This window comes from Comamonadaceae bacterium M7527 (genome assembly GCA_021044545.1).
In the GTDB taxonomy this organism is placed as follows: domain Bacteria; phylum Pseudomonadota; class Gammaproteobacteria; order Burkholderiales; family Burkholderiaceae_C; genus RS62.
Genome location: CP087990.1, coordinates 1,654,113 through 1,672,345 on the forward strand (window position 1 = coordinate 1,654,113; position 18,233 = coordinate 1,672,345).

14 protein-coding genes and 1 pseudogene are annotated in these 18,233 nt (G+C 57.9%); 5 read left to right on the forward strand and 10 right to left on the reverse strand.

Annotated elements, in window-relative coordinates; translation table 11 throughout:
- Positions 1–2: 2 nt before the first annotated feature.
- The 3 genes from LN050_08050 to LN050_08060 all read right to left on the reverse strand — a co-directional run bounded on the left by LN050_08050 (position 3) and on the right by LN050_08060 (position 4,905).
- Positions 3–1,685: a long-chain-fatty-acid--CoA ligase gene (locus LN050_08050; GenBank protein ID UFS55748.1), complete on the reverse strand. Its 1,683-nt coding sequence runs from the start codon at positions 1,683–1,685 to the stop codon at positions 3–5.
- Between the two features lie 181 nt (positions 1,686–1,866).
- Positions 1,867–3,285, reverse strand: coding sequence for a Re/Si-specific NAD(P)(+) transhydrogenase subunit beta (gene pntB / locus LN050_08055; GenBank protein ID UFS55749.1), 1,419 nt, complete (start codon positions 3,283–3,285; stop codon positions 1,867–1,869).
- 15 nt (positions 3,286–3,300) lie between these two features.
- The gene (locus LN050_08060) at positions 3,301–4,905 is read right to left on the reverse strand and encodes a Re/Si-specific NAD(P)(+) transhydrogenase subunit alpha (GenBank protein ID UFS55750.1); all 1,605 of its coding nucleotides are present in this window, start codon (positions 4,903–4,905) and stop codon (positions 3,301–3,303) included.
- A gap of 140 nt (positions 4,906–5,045) precedes the next feature.
- On the opposite strand from LN050_08060, the gene LN050_08065 reads away from it, so the two are divergent.
- The 3 genes from LN050_08065 to mnmA are packed head-to-tail and all read left to right on the forward strand — an operon-like array spanning position 5,046 to position 7,469.
- Positions 5,046–5,549 carry an NUDIX hydrolase gene (locus LN050_08065; GenBank protein ID UFS55751.1) on the forward strand — a complete coding sequence of 168 codons (504 nt, stop codon included), beginning with the start codon at positions 5,046–5,048 and terminating at the stop codon, positions 5,547–5,549.
- Positions 5,550–5,578: 29 nt separating this feature from the next.
- Positions 5,579–6,337 carry a sulfite exporter TauE/SafE family protein gene (locus tag LN050_08070; GenBank protein UFS57363.1) on the forward strand — a complete coding sequence of 253 codons (759 nt, stop codon included), beginning with the start codon at positions 5,579–5,581 and terminating at the stop codon, positions 6,335–6,337.
- A gap of 34 nt (positions 6,338–6,371) precedes the next feature.
- The gene (mnmA, locus tag LN050_08075) at positions 6,372–7,469 is read left to right on the forward strand and encodes a tRNA 2-thiouridine(34) synthase MnmA (protein UFS55752.1); all 1,098 of its coding nucleotides are present in this window, start codon (positions 6,372–6,374) and stop codon (positions 7,467–7,469) included.
- Positions 7,470–7,676: 207 nt separating this feature from the next.
- Here mnmA and LN050_08080 read toward each other — a convergent pair whose 3' ends face one another.
- Both LN050_08080 and ssb read right to left on the reverse strand, forming a co-directional pair.
- A complete protein-coding gene (locus tag LN050_08080; protein ID UFS55753.1) occupies positions 7,677–8,081 on the reverse strand; it encodes a hypothetical protein in 405 nt (134 codons plus the stop codon).
- Between the two features lie 130 nt (positions 8,082–8,211).
- Entirely contained in the window at positions 8,212–8,742 is a 531-nt protein-coding gene (gene ssb / locus LN050_08085; GenBank protein ID UFS55754.1) for a single-stranded DNA-binding protein, read from the reverse strand.
- A 142-nt stretch (positions 8,743–8,884) separates the two neighbouring features.
- Between ssb and LN050_08090 the strand changes: the two genes are divergently transcribed.
- A complete protein-coding gene (locus LN050_08090) occupies positions 8,885–10,237 on the forward strand; it encodes a chloride channel protein (GenBank protein ID UFS55755.1) in 1,353 nt (450 codons plus the stop codon).
- Positions 10,238–10,285: 48 nt separating this feature from the next.
- Here LN050_08090 and LN050_08095 read toward each other — a convergent pair whose 3' ends face one another.
- Positions 10,286–11,467 (reverse strand): MFS transporter, encoded by a 1,182-nt coding sequence (locus LN050_08095; GenBank protein ID UFS57364.1) that lies wholly within the window; start codon positions 11,465–11,467, stop codon positions 10,286–10,288.
- 245 nt (positions 11,468–11,712) lie between these two features.
- Between LN050_08095 and uvrA the strand changes: the two genes are divergently transcribed.
- The gene (uvrA, locus tag LN050_08100; GenBank protein UFS57365.1) at positions 11,713–14,568 is read left to right on the forward strand and encodes an excinuclease ABC subunit UvrA; all 2,856 of its coding nucleotides are present in this window, start codon (positions 11,713–11,715) and stop codon (positions 14,566–14,568) included.
- Here the strand turns inward: uvrA and LN050_08105 are convergent.
- The 4 genes and pseudogenes from LN050_08105 to LN050_08120 all read right to left on the reverse strand — a co-directional run bounded on the left by LN050_08105 (position 14,565) and on the right by LN050_08120 (position 18,230).
- Positions 14,565–15,196: pseudogene (locus LN050_08105) on the reverse strand (glutathione S-transferase family protein). The gene uvrA and the pseudogene LN050_08105 overlap by 4 nt on opposite strands.
- Before the next feature lie 50 nt (positions 15,197–15,246).
- Positions 15,247–16,074: an orotidine-5'-phosphate decarboxylase gene (pyrF, locus tag LN050_08110; GenBank protein ID UFS55756.1), complete on the reverse strand. Its 828-nt coding sequence runs from the start codon at positions 16,072–16,074 to the stop codon at positions 15,247–15,249.
- On the reverse strand, positions 16,031–17,323 hold the full coding sequence (locus LN050_08115) for a DUF1853 family protein (protein UFS55757.1): 1,293 nt from the start codon (positions 17,321–17,323) through the stop codon (positions 16,031–16,033). The genes pyrF and LN050_08115 overlap by 44 nt, the downstream gene beginning before the upstream one ends.
- Positions 17,277–18,230: a uracil-DNA glycosylase gene (locus LN050_08120; protein ID UFS55758.1), complete on the reverse strand. Its 954-nt coding sequence runs from the start codon at positions 18,228–18,230 to the stop codon at positions 17,277–17,279. The genes LN050_08115 and LN050_08120 overlap by 47 nt, the downstream gene beginning before the upstream one ends.
- Positions 18,231–18,233: the final 3 nt, after the last annotated feature.

Here is an 18,233-nt window from a genome sequence, read left to right on the forward strand (position 1 = left end):
CCCTAGCCGCGCAGCTCCCGGCGCAGTACTTTGCCCACTGGCGTTTTAGGCAGCTCGGGCCTGAACTCAATGGTGCGCGGCTGCTTGTAACCGGTGAGGTTGGCGCGGCAGTGCTCGCGCACCTCTTCTTCGGAGAGGTTGGCGTTTTTGCGCACAATCACCAGCTTGACGGCCTCGCCTGTTTTGTCGTCGGGCTGGCCTACACAGGCGCACTCCAGTACACCTTCGATTTGTGAGACCACGTCTTCAATTTCGTTGGGGTAGACGTTGAAGCCGGCCACCAAAATCATGTCTTTCTTGCGATCTACCACCTTGAAGTAACCACGCTCGTCTTGCACGCCAATATCGCCAGACTTGAAGTAACCATCGGCGGTCATGACCTTGGCGGTCTCGTCTGGGCGCTGCCAATAGCCAGCCATCACCTGCGGGCCCTTGATGGCAATTTCACCAGGCTGCCCCAGTGGCACCTCGTTGCCATCGTCGTCCAAACACTTCATGTAGGTACTGGGGATTGGCACGCCAATGGTGCCCGAGAAGGCGGTGCTGGTGGTGGGGTTGCAGCTGGCAGACGGTGAGGTCTCAGACAAGCCGTAGCCCTCGCAAATGGGGCAACCGGTTTTCTCCAGCCACAGCTTGGCCACGCCGCTTTGTACGGCAGTGCCACCGCCCAGCGACACGCGCAAATTGCTCCAGTCAACCGTGTTGAAGTCTGGGTGGTTGGCCAAGCCGTTGAACAAAGTACTCACGGCGGGGAATAGGTGAAACTTGTACTTGGCCAGCTCCTTGAGTACGGCAGGCAAGTCACGTGGGTTGGGGATCAAAATCGTTTGACCACCCATACGCATGCTCAACATCATGCTGACCGTAAACGCAAAGATGTGATAGAGCGGCAATGCACACACATTGACCACTTGCTCATGCGCAGGCATGCCGCGCATGGCGGGCTCGTTCCATACCTCTGACTGAATCACGTTGGCCACCACATTGCGGTGCAGCAGCACAGCGCCTTTGGACACTCCAGTGGTACCGCCCGTGTATTGCAGCACCGCCACGTCGTCGCCATTAATTTCAGGGCGCATAAGATTCATGCGCACGCCACGCGACAAGGCTTCGTTAAAGCGCACGGCGTAGGGCAAGTCGAACTCGGGCACCATTTTTTTGACGTTGCGCACCACGTAGTTCACCAACATGCCTTTGAGTGTGCCCAACATGTCGCCCATGGCAGACAACACCACGTGCTTGACGGGCGTGTTGGCAATACAGGCCTCCAGTGTGGCGGCAAAGTTCTCAATAATGATGACGGCCTTGGCGCCAGAGTCCTTGAGCTGATGCTCTAACTCACGCGCCGTATAAAGCGGGTTGACGTTGACCACCACCATGCCTGCGCGCAAAATGCCGGCTACCGCCACGGGGTAGTTGGGCACGTTGGGCATCATCACCGCCACGCGGTCACCCTTGACCAGTCCCAAACTTTGCAAGTAAGCACCCATCGCCGTTGAGGCTTGGTCAACCTGCGTATAGGTGATGTCTTTGCCCATGAAGCTAAAGCCGGTGCGCGGGCCATAGTCACGAAAGCTGGTCTCTAACAGCTCAACCAATGACTTGTATTGGCTGGCATCTACGTCTGCTGGCACCCCTTCTGGGTAGGCGCTTAACCATGGACGTGCTGCGGCTTGCTCTGACATGCGTTGTATCTCCGAATTTGTTGTTGTGCAGTTGTTGTACGGTTGCCATGCCTAGCGCCGGGCCTAAACCCAGCACTGACACGAAACTGACACCTACTGTAGCAAACCTTTGGCGCAAAATCGCCAAGGAAAACCCGCTGACCCAAAAGTGTTCGTTGGGAGGGGCTCTTTGTGCTGCGCTTTAACCCCTGAGCGCGCCCAAGACTTCGTCCAGCATTTTCTTGGCATCGCCAAACAACATGCGGTTGTTGTCTTTGTAAAACAGCGGGTTATCTACACCAGCGTAACCGCTGGCCATTGAGCGCTTCATCACAATAGATGTACGCGCTTTCCACACCTCTAGTACTGGCATGCCAGCAATGGGACTGGCTGGGTCGTCTTGAGCAGCCGGATTCACAATGTCGTTGGCGCCAATGACGATGGCCACGTCGGTGTCTGGAAAGTCGTCGTTGAGCTCGTCCATCTCAAACACGATGTCGTAAGGCACTTTGGCCTCTGCCAGCAACACGTTCATGTGGCCTGGCATGCGACCCGCTACTGGGTGAATGCCAAAGCGCACGTTGACACCCTTTTCACGCAAGTGCTTGGTGATCTCAAATACGGTGTGCTGGGCTTGCGCTACGGCCATGCCGTAGCCCGGTACGATGATCACGCTTTTGGCATCACGCAGCAGCTCTGCAGTCTCGCCCGCCAAGATGGGGCTAACCTCGCCGGCGGGCTCAGCCGCGCCGCCAGCAGGCTTGGGAGCAGCAGCCGCAGTGCCAAAGCCGCCTGCAATCACGCTGATAAAGCTGCGGTTCATGGCGTTGCACATGATGTACGACAAAATCGCACCGCTTGAGCCCACCAGCGCACCCACCACAATCAGCAAGTCGTTGCTGAGCATAAAACCCGTTGCAGCGGCAGCCCAACCGGAGTAGCTGTTGAGCATAGACACCACCACTGGCATGTCTGCGCCACCAATAGCCAACACCATGTGAATACCAAACAGCAAGGCAATCGCACTCATGATGAACAAAGGCAACATGCCATCAGCTATGGTCTCTGCTTGCAAGAACATGCGACCAAAATAAATGACGGCTAACAAGCCCGCCAGGTTCAACCAATGGCGCGCAGGCAGCAACAATGGGCTGCCACCAATGCGCCCGGACAACTTGCCAAACGCAGCCACTGAGCCCGAGAAGGTCACCGCACCAATAAAGATGCCAATGTAAATTTCCATGGCGTGGATGGCGTGCGCTGCACTACCCAAGCCTTTAGAGGCTTCTGGATCTACGTAAGTGGCGTAACCCACCAGCACAGCAGCCATACCCACCATGCTGTGCATCAACGCCACCAGCTCTGGCATCTGGGTCATTTGCACCGCGCGCGCGGCGTACAAACCAATGCCACCACCCAACGCCATGGCAGCAATAATCCAAGGCATACCGGCCAACGTAACTTGCGGCCCCAATACGGTAGCGGCCACGGCTATCGCCATACCGACGATGCCGTACAGGTTGCCGCGGCGCGCGGTTTCTTGGTTGGACAAGCCACCCAAGCTGAGAATAAAGAGAATGGTCGCACCTATGTAGGAGACCGTTGCCAAACTTGCAGACATTGAAAGGTCTCCTACTTATTTACGGAACATTGCCAGCATGCGCTGGGTAACAGCAAAACCGCCAACCATGTTGATCGCGGTCAGCACCAACGCCACAGAAGCCAACACCAGGATGAGCGTGTTGGGCCTGTCTGCAGCGTCGGCCATGGGCGAGATTTGCACCAACGCACCAATCGCAATAATGGAGCTGATGGCATTGGTCACGCTCATCAGTGGCGTGTGCAGCGCAGGTTTCACGTTCCACACCACCATATAGCCCACAAAGCAGGCTAAGACAAACACCGTGAAGTGCGCCAGGAATTCAGCTGGGGCATAGGCACCCACCAACGCGAACAAGACCGCTGTAACCGCCGCCACCATCAGCAACTTGCCCGCAGGCATGGGACCTGAAGGCTCGCCGTGGCCATGGCCCTTTTTGGCAACAGGTGCAGCTGCGGGTTTAGGTGCAGGCTTGGGCGGTGCCGCCAAGGCAGGCGCGGGCCAAGTCACTGCGCCACCCTTGACCACGGTAAGGCCGCGAATCGCGTCGTCTTCCATGTTGACGTTGATCACGCCGTCCTTGGTTTTGCACAGCTCTTCGCTCAAGCGGAACAGGTTGGTGGCGTAAAGCGTTGACGACTGACGCGCCATGCGCGAGGCCAGGTCGGTGTAACCCACAATGGTCACGCCGTGCTTCACCACCACTTGGCCGGGCTCGGTCAGTTCACAGTTACCGCCTTGCTCGGCGGCCATGTCCACAATCACGCTACCAGGCTTCATGCTTTGCACCATCTGGGCGGTAATGAGGCGCGGTGCAGGCTTGCCAGGTATCAAGGCGGTGGTGATGATGATGTCCACGTCCGCGGCTTGTTTGGCATACATGTCACGCTGCGCAGCTTGGAAGCCCTCGCTCATGACCTTGGCGTAGCCGCCGCCGCCTGAGCCCTCTTCCTCAAAGTCCACTTTCACGAACTCGCCGCCCAAGGAGACCACTTGGTCAGCCACTTCAGCGCGTGTGTCATTGGCGCGCACAATGGCACCCAAGCTCGCAGCCGCACCAATAGCGGCCAGGCCAGCCACACCAGCACCGGCAACAAACACCTTGGCAGGCGGCACTTTGCCTGCGGCCGTAATTTGGCCATTAAAGAAGCGGCCAAAGGCGTTGGCCGCCTCAACCACGGCGCGGTAGCCGCTCACACCTGCCATTGAGGTGAGCGCGTCCATTTTTTGTGCGCGACTCAGCGTACGCGGCAAAGCGTCAATGGACAGCGCTGTAACATGCTTGGCTGCAAGCTGCTGCATCAAGTCCGGGTTTTGGGCTGGCCACAAAAAGCCAATAAGCGTTTGGCCCTCATGCATCAGCGCGATTTCATCAGACGTTGGGGCGCGCACTTTAAAAATCAAATCACAGCCGCCCCACAACACCTGCGCATCAGGCGCAATCGTGGCGCCGGCTGCCACAAAGGCGTCGTCAGACAAGTCGGCCGCATCACCAGCGCCCGCCTCCACCACTACGGCAAAGCCAAGCTTGACCAATTTGGCCACCACATCGGGCACTGTGGCCACACGTTTTTCACCCGGGAAAGTTTCCCGTGGCACGCCAATGCGTTGCGCGCTGGGCGCTTGTTCGCCTGTTTGCATAGTTGTCTCCTCGCTCAATTCACAAAAGTAGCCTGAAAAACGCTTGCATGATCAGCCAAACCTGCTTGACCCGCACTAGCCTTTGATTTTACCGCGCAAGCACCACTGGCGATGCCTTGTGTAAGGTGATAATTGCCGGCATGACAAGACAACGTTGGAAACCCAGCGCCACCGTCGCGGCCATCATGGCGCGAGATGGCCAGTACCTGATGGTCGAAGAACACACACCAGAAGGCTTACGTCTGAACAACCCGGCTGGCCACCTGGATCCGGGCGAGAGTCCAGAGCAGGCTTGCGCGCGCGAAGCACTTGAAGAGACAGCCCACCACTTTGAACCCACAGCCTTGGTAGGCATTTATTTGTCGCGCTTTCACAGGGATTTGGGGCCCAACAAACCCGTGCAAGATGTCACCTATTTGCGCTTTGCCTACAGCGGCGTGGTAGGGCTGCACGAACGAGACATGGCCCTGGACAAAGGGATTGTGCGTGCGCTGTGGATGACGCCCGCACAAATCAAGGCCAGCCAGGACCGTCACCGCAGCCCACTGGTGTGGCAATCTATCCAAGACCACTTGAACGGGCGCAGCTTTGACATGGGCCTGGTGCACACCCACAGTTCGGTGTGGGACTTGCACAATCGCTGATGTACAACATGGGCTTACTCAATATGGACATGCTCACATTAGCCGTATTGGCCAGCGCCGCATTTGGCGCGGGCGTTCTTAATGCGATTGCAGGCGGGGGTAGCTTTTTAACTTTCCCGGCCCTGGTGTTTGCAGGCATACCGCCTATTGCCGCCAACGCCACCAGCGCCTTGGCGGTGAGCCCGGGCTACCTGGGCAGCACACTGGGCTTTAAGCCAGAACTAAAAGCCCTGCCCAAACGCTTGCTCACGCAAGAGTTGATGGTGGCTGCATTTGGCGGTGTGGCTGGCGCACTGCTGTTGCTGGTCACGCCTGCGTCCGTGTTTGCCAGCGTTGTGCCTTGGCTGTTGTTGTTTGCAACAGTCTTGTTTGCACTAGGCCCTGCACTGGCCAAGCTCAGACCACAAGCCACCGACGGCACACAAGTCACAGCGCTATCAGGCACACGATTGGTTGGCCTGCTGGCCGTGTGCGTATACGGCGGCTACTTCAACGGTGGCTTGGGCATTTTGCTGATGGCCATGTATGGCTTGGTCGGAGAGTCTCGCCTCAACACCACCAATGCGCTCAAAAACGTCAACTCGTTGGTGTTGTCGCTGCTGTCGGTAGCGGCTTTTGTATGGGCTGGGGTGATTGCCTGGCCAGAAGGCTTGCTGATGATGGCGTGCGCCACCGTTGGCGGTTTTATGGGGGCCAAGTGGGCCAAGCGCATGCCCACACAATGGGTGCGCGCTTTGGTCATTGCCACAGGCGTGGTGATGACCATGGTGTTTTTTGCGCGCGCCTGAAACGCACAGCCAAGCAATCGCCGACAATAAGACCATGGCTTTATCACGTGTAGTAGTAGGTTTGTCGGGCGGCGTGGACTCTGCGGTCACCGCGCACTTGTTGAAACAACAAGGGCATGAGGTCGTGGGCATTTTCATGAAGAATTGGGACGACGACGACTCGGAATACTGCTCCAGCAACATTGACTTTGTAGACGCCGCCGCTGTAGCAGACGTGATTGGCATTGATATAGAGCACGTCAACTTTGCCGCCGAATACAAAGACCGCGTGTTTGCAGAGTTTGTGAGTGAGTACCAAGCTGGACGCACACCCAACCCCGATGTTTTATGCAACGCCGAGATCAAGTTCAAAGCATTTTTAGACCATGCCATGCGCTTGGGCGCAGACCACATTGCCACCGGCCACTATGCCCGCGTGCGGCAACAAGGCGAGCAGCAAGGCGGACAGTTTGAGTTGCTCAAAGGCCTGGACCACACCAAAGACCAAAGTTACTTTTTGCACCGCTTGAACCAGGCGCAGCTGAGCAAAACCATGTTTCCGGTGGGGGAGCTGCGCAAAACGCAGGTGCGCGAGATTGCACAAACCATTGCACTGCCCAACGCTAAAAAGAAAGACTCGACAGGTATTTGCTTTATAGGCGAGCGCCCATTTAGAGAGTTTCTAAACCGCTACATTGCAAAAACGCCGGGCCCTATCAAAAACGAGCAAGGCCACACCATTGGCCAGCACTTGGGCATGAGCTTTTACACGCTGGGACAACGTCAAGGCCTAGGGATTGGCGGTGTCAAAGTAAAGGGCGACAAGCGCGGCGGCTCAGACCATGCACCTTGGTTTGTCGCCAAAAAAGACATGGCGACCAACACCTTGTGGGTCGTTCAAGGTCATGACCATCCTTGGCTGCAAAGCAGCGCACTGACGGCACAAAATGCCAGTTGGGTTGCGGGTAAGGCTCCGGCGCCCAGCATCACCCTGGCAGCCAAAACCCGCTACCGGCAGGCTGATGCGCCTTGCCACCTAAGCAACGCCGACACAAGCGAATTCACCTTGAACTTCCCCGCACCACAATGGGCTGTCACGCCGGGACAAAGCGCTGTTTTGTACGATGGCGAAGTGTGTTTGGGGGTGGGGTGATTGCGTAACGTGGACCAGCGGCGAGGCGCTACAAGCCGCGTCACCACAGCCAGGGCTTGATGCCCCGTTCCCTGGTCTGGTGTTGTGTGGCCACACACTGCTGCGATCTTCTCAGTCGGCAGACAACACCACCTGTGCTTGGCTAGGTAATCGGCTGACTTGCATGGCTAAAAATGTATTGGCATACACCTGCATGCCTTTGCCTGTTCAGGCCCGCAGGCTGTGGTCGTAGCCACGACGCATGTCGCCTTGGCGAGCGTTACCAAACATGGTCTCGCGCACTTCATAAGCCTCTTGCAGCGCCCGCATGAGCTCGGACTCGGCCACCAAATTTTGCTCACACATGCGCTCTAAAATCGTCGCGACATCATCAAAGTCTTTGCTGCGCAAACGCCGGTTAAGTCTGGCCGTCTCTAAAGCAGGACGACAGCCCATACCTTGCGCATTGGCAACCAAATCCTTGACCAAACGCAACTGGTAGTTCATGAACGACTCGCACTCCACCTTGTCACGGCCAAGCGCTTGAGCGTGATCGGGGCGTTGCTCGTAGTGCGAGCGAACCAGGCTTGGAATCGTAACGGGTACATCGTACGACCTCAAAAGATTAGTCATTGCATTCTTTTATTTGCTATCGGGGGATGGCAAATAATACCTTTGGTTCCGGCGTCAGTCAACCGCAAACAGGCTTGCAACAAAAAACCGGCCTAAGCCGGTTTTTACGTCAAATGCTGACAAAAGCGCATTAAAACGGAATATCGTCGTCCATATCATCAAAGCCAGTGGCTGCTGGGCGTGCTGCCGGTTGTGGTGCGGGCGCTGGCGCGCGCTGTGCTGGCGCTTGTGCGCGCGGTGTAGCACCGCCATAACCACCGCCCTGTGAGCCACCTTGAGAGATGGCTTGGCCGCCTCCGGACATGCCACCGCCATCACCCAAACCTTCACGCCCACCCAACAATTGCAACTCGGTTGCAATGATGTCCACGGTATTTTTCTCAACGCCTGACTGATCTGTGTACTTGCCGTATTTCAAGCGGCCCTCCACGTAAATTGGGCGGCCTTTTTTAACGTACTCACCGGCGATTTCTGCCAGGCGCTCGTAAAAAGTCACGCGGTGCCACTGGGTGTCTTCAATCATTTCGCCGCTGCTGCGGTCTTTGCGACGGCTTGACGTGGCAATGCTCACGTTGGCAACGGCCTGACCTGATGGCATGTAGCGCACCTCTGGGTCACGCCCGCAATTACCAATAAGAATGACTTTGTTAACCGATGCCATTGCTGAATTCCTCTTAACGCTGTGGTGGTGATAGTTGTGTACGAATTACTGGCTGTCATGTTCGCTACGAAGCCGTCCAACCCTCATTGTGCCGCAAGCTTTGCGGGCCGCGCCAACCGCATGTCAAAATACTAACTTACCTATGCAAAACCACGAACCAGACTTTCTGCAAAATCTGCAACATGAGTTGTCGGATGGTCGAGCGTGGTTGGGCCGTGCCGTCGTATTGGGCTACGCGGCCCTGGCTGGCCTGGCGGTGGTGGTTTTCACCATCATGAGTGAGACCGCTTTTGAATGGTTCTCACACGGGTTTTCGCACTACCCCTGGCTGGTGCTGCTATGGATACCCGCGCTGACTGCCGCTATTGTGTGGCTCACGCGTCAATTTGCACCCAGCGCCGCAGGCTCTGGTATTCCGCAGGTGATGGCCGCGCTGGACCCCCAACTGCCCGACGAGCACCGCTCTTACTTTGTCTCTATCAAAGTCACTATTGCAAAAATGGTGCTGGGCGCTGCTGGCATGTTGGCTGGCCTGTCTATGGGGCGTGAGGGGCCCTCGGTACAGGTAGCTGCTGGCGTGATGCACGACGCCAGACGCTGGCTGCGCCCAGGCTCTGCCATGAACGAGCACGCTTTGCTAGTTGCCGGCGGCGCAGCCGGTATCGCGGCGGCATTTAACGCGCCGCTGGCTGGTGTGGTATTTGCCATTGAAGAGTTGTCGCGCAAGCTTGAGTCGCGCAACAGTGGCCTGATCATCGCGGCGATTGTGCTGGCCGGTTTGATGGGCGTGTCCGCCTTTGGCAACTACGCCTATTTTGGCTCTATGGCCGCGCCTGAGCTGGGCCTCGCCGCGTTGTTGCCCAGCGTCCTGGTCGTCGTGGTTTGCGGCGCACTGGGCGGGCTGTTCTCCAGACTATTGGCTGCCTCGCTCACAGGCTCGCCTGACAGGTTTAGCGACTGGCGCGCGCGATATCCCATTCGCTTTGCTGCCGGTGGCGGCCTGGCCATTGCCATTATTGGTTTGGTCAGCCATGGCGCCACTTTTGGCGCTGGTGGTGAAGAGGTCAAAGCCATGCTCAACGGCGAGTCAGATGTGAGCAACCTGTACTTTTTGCTAAAGCTGGTCGCCACATGGATTACCACGTGGTGTGGCGTGCCCGGCGGTATTTTTGCGCCTTCTTTGTCTATTGGTGCTGGCATTGGCCACGACATTGCGCAGTTCACCCTGGGCCCCGATCAGCAGCTGATACTGCCAGCCCTGATTGCCATGGGCATGGCTGGCTTTTTGGCTGCGGTCACGCAAGCGCCGTTGACATCCTTCATCATCGTGATGGAAATGCTAGATGGCCGCCCCATGGTGTTGTCACTAATGGTTTCAGCCATGATCGCCAGCTTGATTTCACGTCTTATCAGCCGGCCGCTTTATGCCACCTTGTCAGAACACATGATTGGCAAGGTAACCGGCCAACCCGTCACACCCAGCCGCCACGATTGACAAGGCCCAGCATGGCCTCTTCGCACAGGCCTGCTGCACGGCACAACCTTAGTGCACGGCAAGCTTGGGCTGCAAGCCCCACGCCACGCACAACCACAGTACCAACCACGCACTTGTTACTGTAAACAGCGCACCAGCACCGCCCCAGGCCAGCAGTGCACCACCCACAGCGCCGCCCACAAAAAAGCCCAACGACTGACAGGTGTTGAACACGCCCAGTGCGGCACCACGCACAGGCGCTGGCGCAAACTTGGACGCCAAGCTGGGCTGGCTGGCCTCTAGCGCGTTAAAGCCCAAAAAGAAGCCAAACAACAACAAGCCCAGCAACCACACACTGGGTGTGATGTGCAGGCCCACGTAGGCCAGCAACCCAAGCTGTACCAGTAGCAGCATGGCTATGGACGCCAGCAACACGCCGCGTAAATAACCTTTGCGCTCCAGGCGGAACAGCACACCACCCAGCATCAGCACCGAGGCAATAACCGCTGGCAGATACACCTGCCAGTGCGCTGCCTTGGCCAAGCCAGCCTGCACCAGCAAGGCTGGTAACACCAGCCACATGGCCAGCTGTATGGCGTGCAAGCTGAACACGCCCACGTTCAAGCGCCACAGCTGACGGCTGGCCAGCACGGTCTTGAGACCCACCAGCGGACTGATATGACGCCTGGCCTCAGGTGCCGGCGGCACCCACCACACCACAACAGCCATACCCACCAAGGCCAGTACGGCTGTGAGCACAAACAAGCCACCAAGGCCAAACTGCCCTGCCAGTACAGGCGCCAACACCAGCGACAGCGTGAACATGGCAGCGATACTGATGCCCACCAGGGCCATACCCTTGGTGCGCACCTGTGGGCGGGTTAGGTCAGCCAACAAGGCCGTGACGGCCGCCGAGATGGCACCCGCGCCTTGCACGGCGCGCCCCACCAACAAGCCGTCAAGGCTGGTCGCCATGGCAGCTACTGCGCTACCTGCGGCAAAGATAGCCAAGCCAGCCAACATCACAGGCTTGCGGCCAAATTTGTCGCTGGCGATGCCGAACGGAATTTGCAAAAACGCCTGCGTGAGGCCATAAACGCCCATGGCAAAACCCACTTTGGCCGCGTCTAAACCACCTGTGTAGCGCATGGCCTCAAGCGCAAACACCGGGAGCACCACAAACAAGCCCAGCATGCGCAAGGCAAACACAGACGCCAACGACAAGCTGGCGCGCCGCTCAAGCGCAGTCATGCGGTGGTCTTGCAAGGCGTGATTGGCGGAAGGGGCAGGCGCGTGCGAGGTCAATGTCATATCAATATATGAGGATGGGCTGATAAAGCCAAGCCCGTATTGTGCGGCAAACCAAGGCGCCCCTCCTGGAGGCGACTTTGCACGGCCATACCCGCGCGTTATCATGCTTGGTTGCCTTTTTGTTTGGTCTGTGTGCTGTGAACTCTCCTGAAAACGTGTTGTTGTCCGAAATATCCAAACCCCATATGGCTGCTGGTGCAGACGTTTTAAGTGTGCGCGGCGCACGCACGCACAACCTTAAAAACATTGACATAGACATTCCCAAACACGAGCTGGTGGTAATCACCGGCTTGAGCGGCTCAGGCAAATCCAGCCTCGCATTTGACACGCTGTACGCCGAAGGCCAGCGCCGCTACGTAGAGAGCTTGTCGGCCTACGCGCGCCAGTTTTTGCACCTCATGGACAAGCCAGACGTTGACTTGATTGAAGGCTTGTCACCGGCCATTGCTATTGAGCAAAAAGCCACCAGCCACAACCCACGCTCAACGGTGGGTACGGTCACGGAAATACACGATTACTTGCGCTTGCTATTTGCCCGCGCAGGCACGCCACATTGCCCAGACCACGATTTGCCGCTGCAAGCGCAAAGCGTAAGCCAAATGGTGGATGCTGTACTGGCCTTGCCCGAAGACACCAAGATCATGATCTTGGCACCGGTGGCGCGCGAGAAAAAAGGCGAGTTTGTAGATTTATTTGCGCTGATGCAAGCCAAGGGCTACGTGCGCTTTCGCATTGATGGGCAAGTGGTTGAGGCCGAGCACTTGCCCGCACTTGAAAAAGCCAAGAAACACGACATCGACGTGGTGGTCGACCGCATCAAAGTACGCCCAGACATGCAGCAGCGCTTGGCCGAGAGCTTTGAAGCTGCGCTCGCTATTGCAGATGGACGAGCGCTGGCGCTTGAGATGAACACCAACAAGGCTCACATGTTCAGCGCCAAGTTTGCCTGCCCTGTGTGCACCTACTCCTTGGGCGAACTGGAGCCACGACTATTTTCTTTTAACTCACCCATGGGTGCTTGCCAAAGCTGCGGCGGCCTGGGGCATGCCGACGTGTTTGACCACGAGCGCGTGGTGGCCTTCCCAAGCCTGAGCTTGGCCAGTGGTGCCATCAAAGGTTGGGACAGGCGCAACCCTTACTACTTTGCCATTTTGGAGTCGCTGGCCAAACACTACAAGTTTGATATAGACACGCCATTTGAAGAACTGGATGAGGCCGTGCAGCAGGCCATTTTGTTTGGCTCTGGCGATGAAGTGATTCGCTTTCACTACGTCATGGGCTCTGGCGAAAGCGCTGGCAAAAAAGTGGCCAAGCAACATGCATTCGAGGGCATTATTCCCAACTTTGAGCGCCGCTTAAAAGAGACAGAATCTAATGCGGTGCGCGAAGAGCTGGGTCGTTACCGATCAACCAAACCCTGCGCAGACTGCGGCGGCACCAGACTGCGCCGTGAAGCACGTCATGTCTTTATTGGCGAAGGCGAGCAACGCCGCGCTATTTTTGACATCAGTCACGTGACATTGGGTGAGGCGCAAGGCTACTTCACCAGCCTCATCATGCGCGGCTCCAAAGCAGACATTGCCGACAAAGTGGTACGGGAAATTGGCTCGCGTCTCAAGTTCTTAAACGACGTGGGTCTGAACTACCTAAGCCTGGAGCGCAGTGCGGACACCCTGTCTGGCGGTGAAGCGCAACGCATTCGCCTGGCCAGCCAAATTGGCTCGGGTCTCACTGGCGTGATGTACGTACTGGACGAGCCCAGCATTGGTCTGCACCAACGCGACAACGACAGACTCATTGGCACGCTCAAGCATTTGCGCAACTTGGGCAACACCGTGCTGGTGGTTGAGCACGATGAAGACATGATTCGCGACGCCGACTATGTGATTGACATGGGTCCAGGCGCTGGCGTGCACGGCGGCCAAGTCATGGCCCAGGGCAAACCCGCCGAGGTAGCGAGCAACCCCAACTCGCTCACAGGCCAGTACCTAAGCGGCACACGCAGTATCGCCGTGCCACAACAGCGTCTTAGCCGCACTGATCGCGACGCCATTACCGTGGTCAACGCCACCGGCAACAACCTCAAAGGCGTCACGGTCGAGTTTCCGCTGGGCCTGCTCACGTGCGTGACTGGCGTGTCGGGTTCTGGCAAATCCACGCTGGTCAATGAGACGCTTTACGCCAGCCTGGCCAAGCATTTGTACCGCGCCCACGACGAGCCCGCCGCTTGCGACGAGGTACTAGGTCTTGATCTGGTAGACAAGGTCATCAACGTAGACCAGTCGCCCATTGGTCGCACACCGCGCAGCAACCCGGCCACTTACACCGGCATGTTTACAGCCATACGTGAGCTGATGACAGAGACCAACACCGCGCGTGAGCGTGGCTATGGCCCTGGGCGCTTCTCGTTCAACGTGGCAGGCGGACGCTGCGAAGCCTGCCAAGGCGATGGCATGGTGAAAGTGGAAATGCACTTTTTGCCAGATGTTTACGTGCCCTGCGACGTGTGCCACGGCAAGCGTTACAACCGCGAGACCCTAGAGGTGTTGTACAAAGGCAAGAACATTGCCGACGTACTCAACATGACGGTAGAGCAAGCGGCCGAGTTTTTCAGTGCCGTGCCGACCATCGCGCGCAAGCTGCAAACCTTGCTGGATGTGGGTTTGAGCTACATACGCTTGGGCCAGAGCGCCACCACCTTGTCTGGCGGCGAAGCGCAGCGCGTCAAGCTGGCCCTTGAGCTGTCCAAGCGCGACACGGGTCGCACCATTTACATACTGGACGAACCCACTACGGGCTTGCACTTTGCAGACATTGAACTGCTACTCACAGTACTAAACCAACTGCGTGAAGCGGGCAACACCATAGTCGTGATTGAGCACAACCTAGACGTTATCAAAACCGCCGACTGGGTCATAGACATTGGCCCAGAAGGCGGCGCAGGCGGCGGTCAAGTTGTCGCGCAAGGTACGCCGGAAGACGTGGCCAGGGTAGAGTTCAGCTTTACTGGACGGTACCTGGGCAGGTTGTTGCCAGGCTAGCTGTTGCCAGCTGCGCTGCTGGGGCGATCATTCATGGCGGCTTGCCAGCGGGCCACATTGGCATAGCCCTTGTCTGCAGCCTTGAATTGGCCAAGCGCGCAAACTCCAAGGTACAAAACGCGGTGATGTCGGCGATGCTAAAGGCATTCCCCGCTACCCAGGTGTGTTGCGCCAACTGCTCATCCAGCCACCGCACACCTGCCTCAAACCTGGGCGCCTGGTGTTGGCCAAAATCGGGGAATTGCGTGCCCTCCAGCACCGCCAGGCCGGGGTGAGTGTGGCGTATCCAGGCGGCCAGCGGCATCATGATGTACCACTCCACGTAACGGTCTGCCATTTCTATAAAGGCACGCTGTTCATGGTCTTGGCCCATGAGCCTGGGGCCTTCGAATGCGTCTTCCAGGTAGGTGCAGATAGCGCGGCTTTCGCACAGCACGCGACCGTCATCCAGCTCCAGCGCCGGTATACGCGCCATAGGACTTTTTTGAACAAAGTCTGGCGACTTGTGCTGGCCTGCATTGAGGTCCATATTGACCAAGGCAATGGCGTCATCGGCTATGCCTTTTTCGGCCATGAACATGCGCACGCGCTTGGGGTTGGGTGCTCGCACCGATGTGTACAACTTCATGGCATGTCTCCTGCAGGGTTTAAGGTTTCAGGGTCACCCAGCGGACTCAACTAGACGGCTGTTGCTGTGTTTAACAGGTCTCGCGTTGACAGCGCCACTGTTCTGGCTGCTTGGGCAAAGTCAGTGCCGCTTGATGCATACAAAATAGCACGCGATGAGTTGATTACTGCCATGCCATTGGCGGTACTGCCCGCTTTCACGGTGGCATAGGCATCACCACCTTGCGCACCCACGCCAGGAATCAACAGCGGCACTGTGGGTGCCAACTCTCGCACGCGTGCAATTTCAGCGGGGAAGGTGGCGCCCACCACCAGCCCCACCTGGCCATTGGTGTTCCACTCGGTTTGTGCCAAGCGGGCCAAGTGCTCAAACAGCTTGGGCTGACCGGGCACATCGGCCAAACGTTGGTTTTGCAGGTCACTGCCGCCGGGATTGCTGGTGCGGCACAGCAAAAACACGCCTTTGTCGGCATACGCAAGATAAGGCTCTACGGAGTCTCGCCCCATAAAAGGCGACAAGGTCACTGCGTGCGCACCGTAGCGCTCAAACGCCTCACGCGCGTATTGCTGCGCCGTACTGCCAATATCGCCACGCTTGGCATCCAAAATGACCGGCACATTGGGTGCGCGCTCGCGCATGTAGGCCATGAGGCGCTCCAGCGTCGCCTCGGCACCCATGGCTGCAAAGTAGGCAATTTGCGGCTTGAAGCTACACGCCACATCTGCGGTCGCATCCACAATGGCCTTGCAAAACTCAAACACTGCGTCCGGCTTGCCTTGCAAGTGAGCGGGCATTTTGGCCAGGTCTGGGTCCAGGCCCACACACAACAAAGAGTTATTGGTGCGCTGCGCCGCGCTTAGCAGTTGGGTAAATGTCATGGCTAGATTGTAGTGAAACACTCGCATCTATCCACGCGCGCCACTGCTCACACCAAGCCTGCGCAAGCTCGTCAAATGCAAACACGCCCAGCATTTGCACACGCGGGTGCTGACCGGGCAGCACGCTGGGCGAACGCAGGCCGATGGGGTCATGCAAATCATGACAATGACCTTGACTAACGGGCCCCAGCCACTCGGCACGCTGCAACAAACGACACTGCCAGCCCGCTGGCAACAGCAAGCTGCGCGCTTGCGCCCAGGTCGTGCGCGGCCCAAACCGGGCGGTGTGACCGCTAAACGCCAAAGGCGTTGAGGCTTCTTCACCTGTTGCCCCCCTGGGTAGCGCCTGTGACCAAGGTCCTTGGCCCAGCAAGGCGGTCCATTGCTCATGGTTGGCATGTGGTGTGGCGGCCCACTGCCGCAGCGCATACGTGCTGCGTGCAGGCACAAACCAACGACCGCGCACATGCGCCAACCGCTGCACTGGCTCGTTTGCCCAAGGCTTGGGCAGAGCATGGGTCAATTGCTGGTGTGTGAGTTTGTGCCACTTATGCTGCCAGTTTTCGTGGCCATCCGGGCCAATGGCTTGCAGCGCAGATTGCTGCCAGTCACCGCCCAGCAGCGCTGACTCGTGCGCCAGCGCATAAAACTTCACTGCCAACTCGCAGTGCACCAACTGGCCCAGCTCATCGCGCCACACATAGTCCAACTCCCCCAACTGGGTAGCGGTGGGCTCGCCCTTTGCATTGCATTCAAACAGTTTGACGCCACTGGCTTGCCACTGAAACGCCGGGCTTTGACGCACCGCGTAATCCATCAGCGCTTCGGCCAAGCGCCCCAAACGCGGCGGGTTGGGCTGTACACAGCTTTGGCCGGCTGAGTGGGTCGCCGCATGGTTATCTGTCTGTTGGCTGGGTTGTCTGGATAGGTGTAACAAGCGCTTGGCACTTGGCTTGTGGGTAAGCGCCTGTTGTACGGCCTCCACCAATGCATTGGGGGTAGTGGCTTGTGCATGCAACCACTGCGCCATGCTGGCGTCCTGGCTGCGCGGCCACAAGGCCTGGCCAAACATATGTGCAGTGTCTCGGGCGTGAGCCTCAGTCCAAGGCCAAAATGCAGGCGCCTTGAGCAGCCAGTACAAGTCTCGGGCATATTGATGGGTATGCGCCCATAAAGGGCTCCACACAGGCTGGCCTGCCGCGTTATTGGCCACTTCCGGGCACACGCACTGTCGCGCTTGCTTGAACATGCACCATGGCCATACACAAGTCAGCCCACACCTTGCCTTTGTCTATGGGGTTGCGCAGCAAAGAAGCCAGCGGGTAAGTCACCGCTACCGGCGTGGCTGCATGGTCGGCCGGTCGATAGCTGTGCAGTTGGCTGCGCCACTGGCCCAGCGCTGCAAACTGCTGCGCAGACTGCGCCAATAAGGCTTGTGCCACAGGCTGGCCCATGGCAACCACCATGTGCGGCTGTAACAAGGCAATTTGTCGTTGTACATAGGCCACACAGGCTTTTGCCTCAGTTGGTCCGCCCAATACGCCTGGCAGTGGGCGACATTTGGTCAGACTTGTCAGATAAACGTCGTCTGGCGTCAGCTTCATAGCGCGCCACATGGCTTGCAACAACTCCCATTCGTCACCGTTAACAGGTTGTTGACCTTGGTCAGACGGGGCCAGGCTTTCCACCACAAACAACCACTTGGCGCTGCTGCTGCCCCAGCCTGCGACACGCGCGGTGCTGCCTTCGCACAGCTTGCAAACTTGGCAGGCATCAATACTGGCTGGCAGCTCGTCCCACAGCGTATTGAACACACTCACAGCTGGGCGCAACAACTGCTCAACCGCTGCTGGTGGCGCGGTCTCAGGTTCAGGCGCAGGGGCAACAGATGGCCTGCTCACACCAGCGATGGGGCTTGCGTCTGCTGGCGTTTGTGAAACCGACTGGGCAGCTGCTGGCGCAATTGGTGCCGGCACATCCGCTCGCTGGGCCGGGGCAGCCTCCGACGAGTTGGGCCAAAACCACTGAATACCCATGGCTTTCAGCATGGCGCGCGCGCGCCTGTCCAAGCGCAGGCTTTCGGTCAGTACGGGCGTGGGCACGCCGTCGCTGCCAGGTGGCGCGGGATCAAGCGTGGTTGGGCGTGGCTCGGACATAGC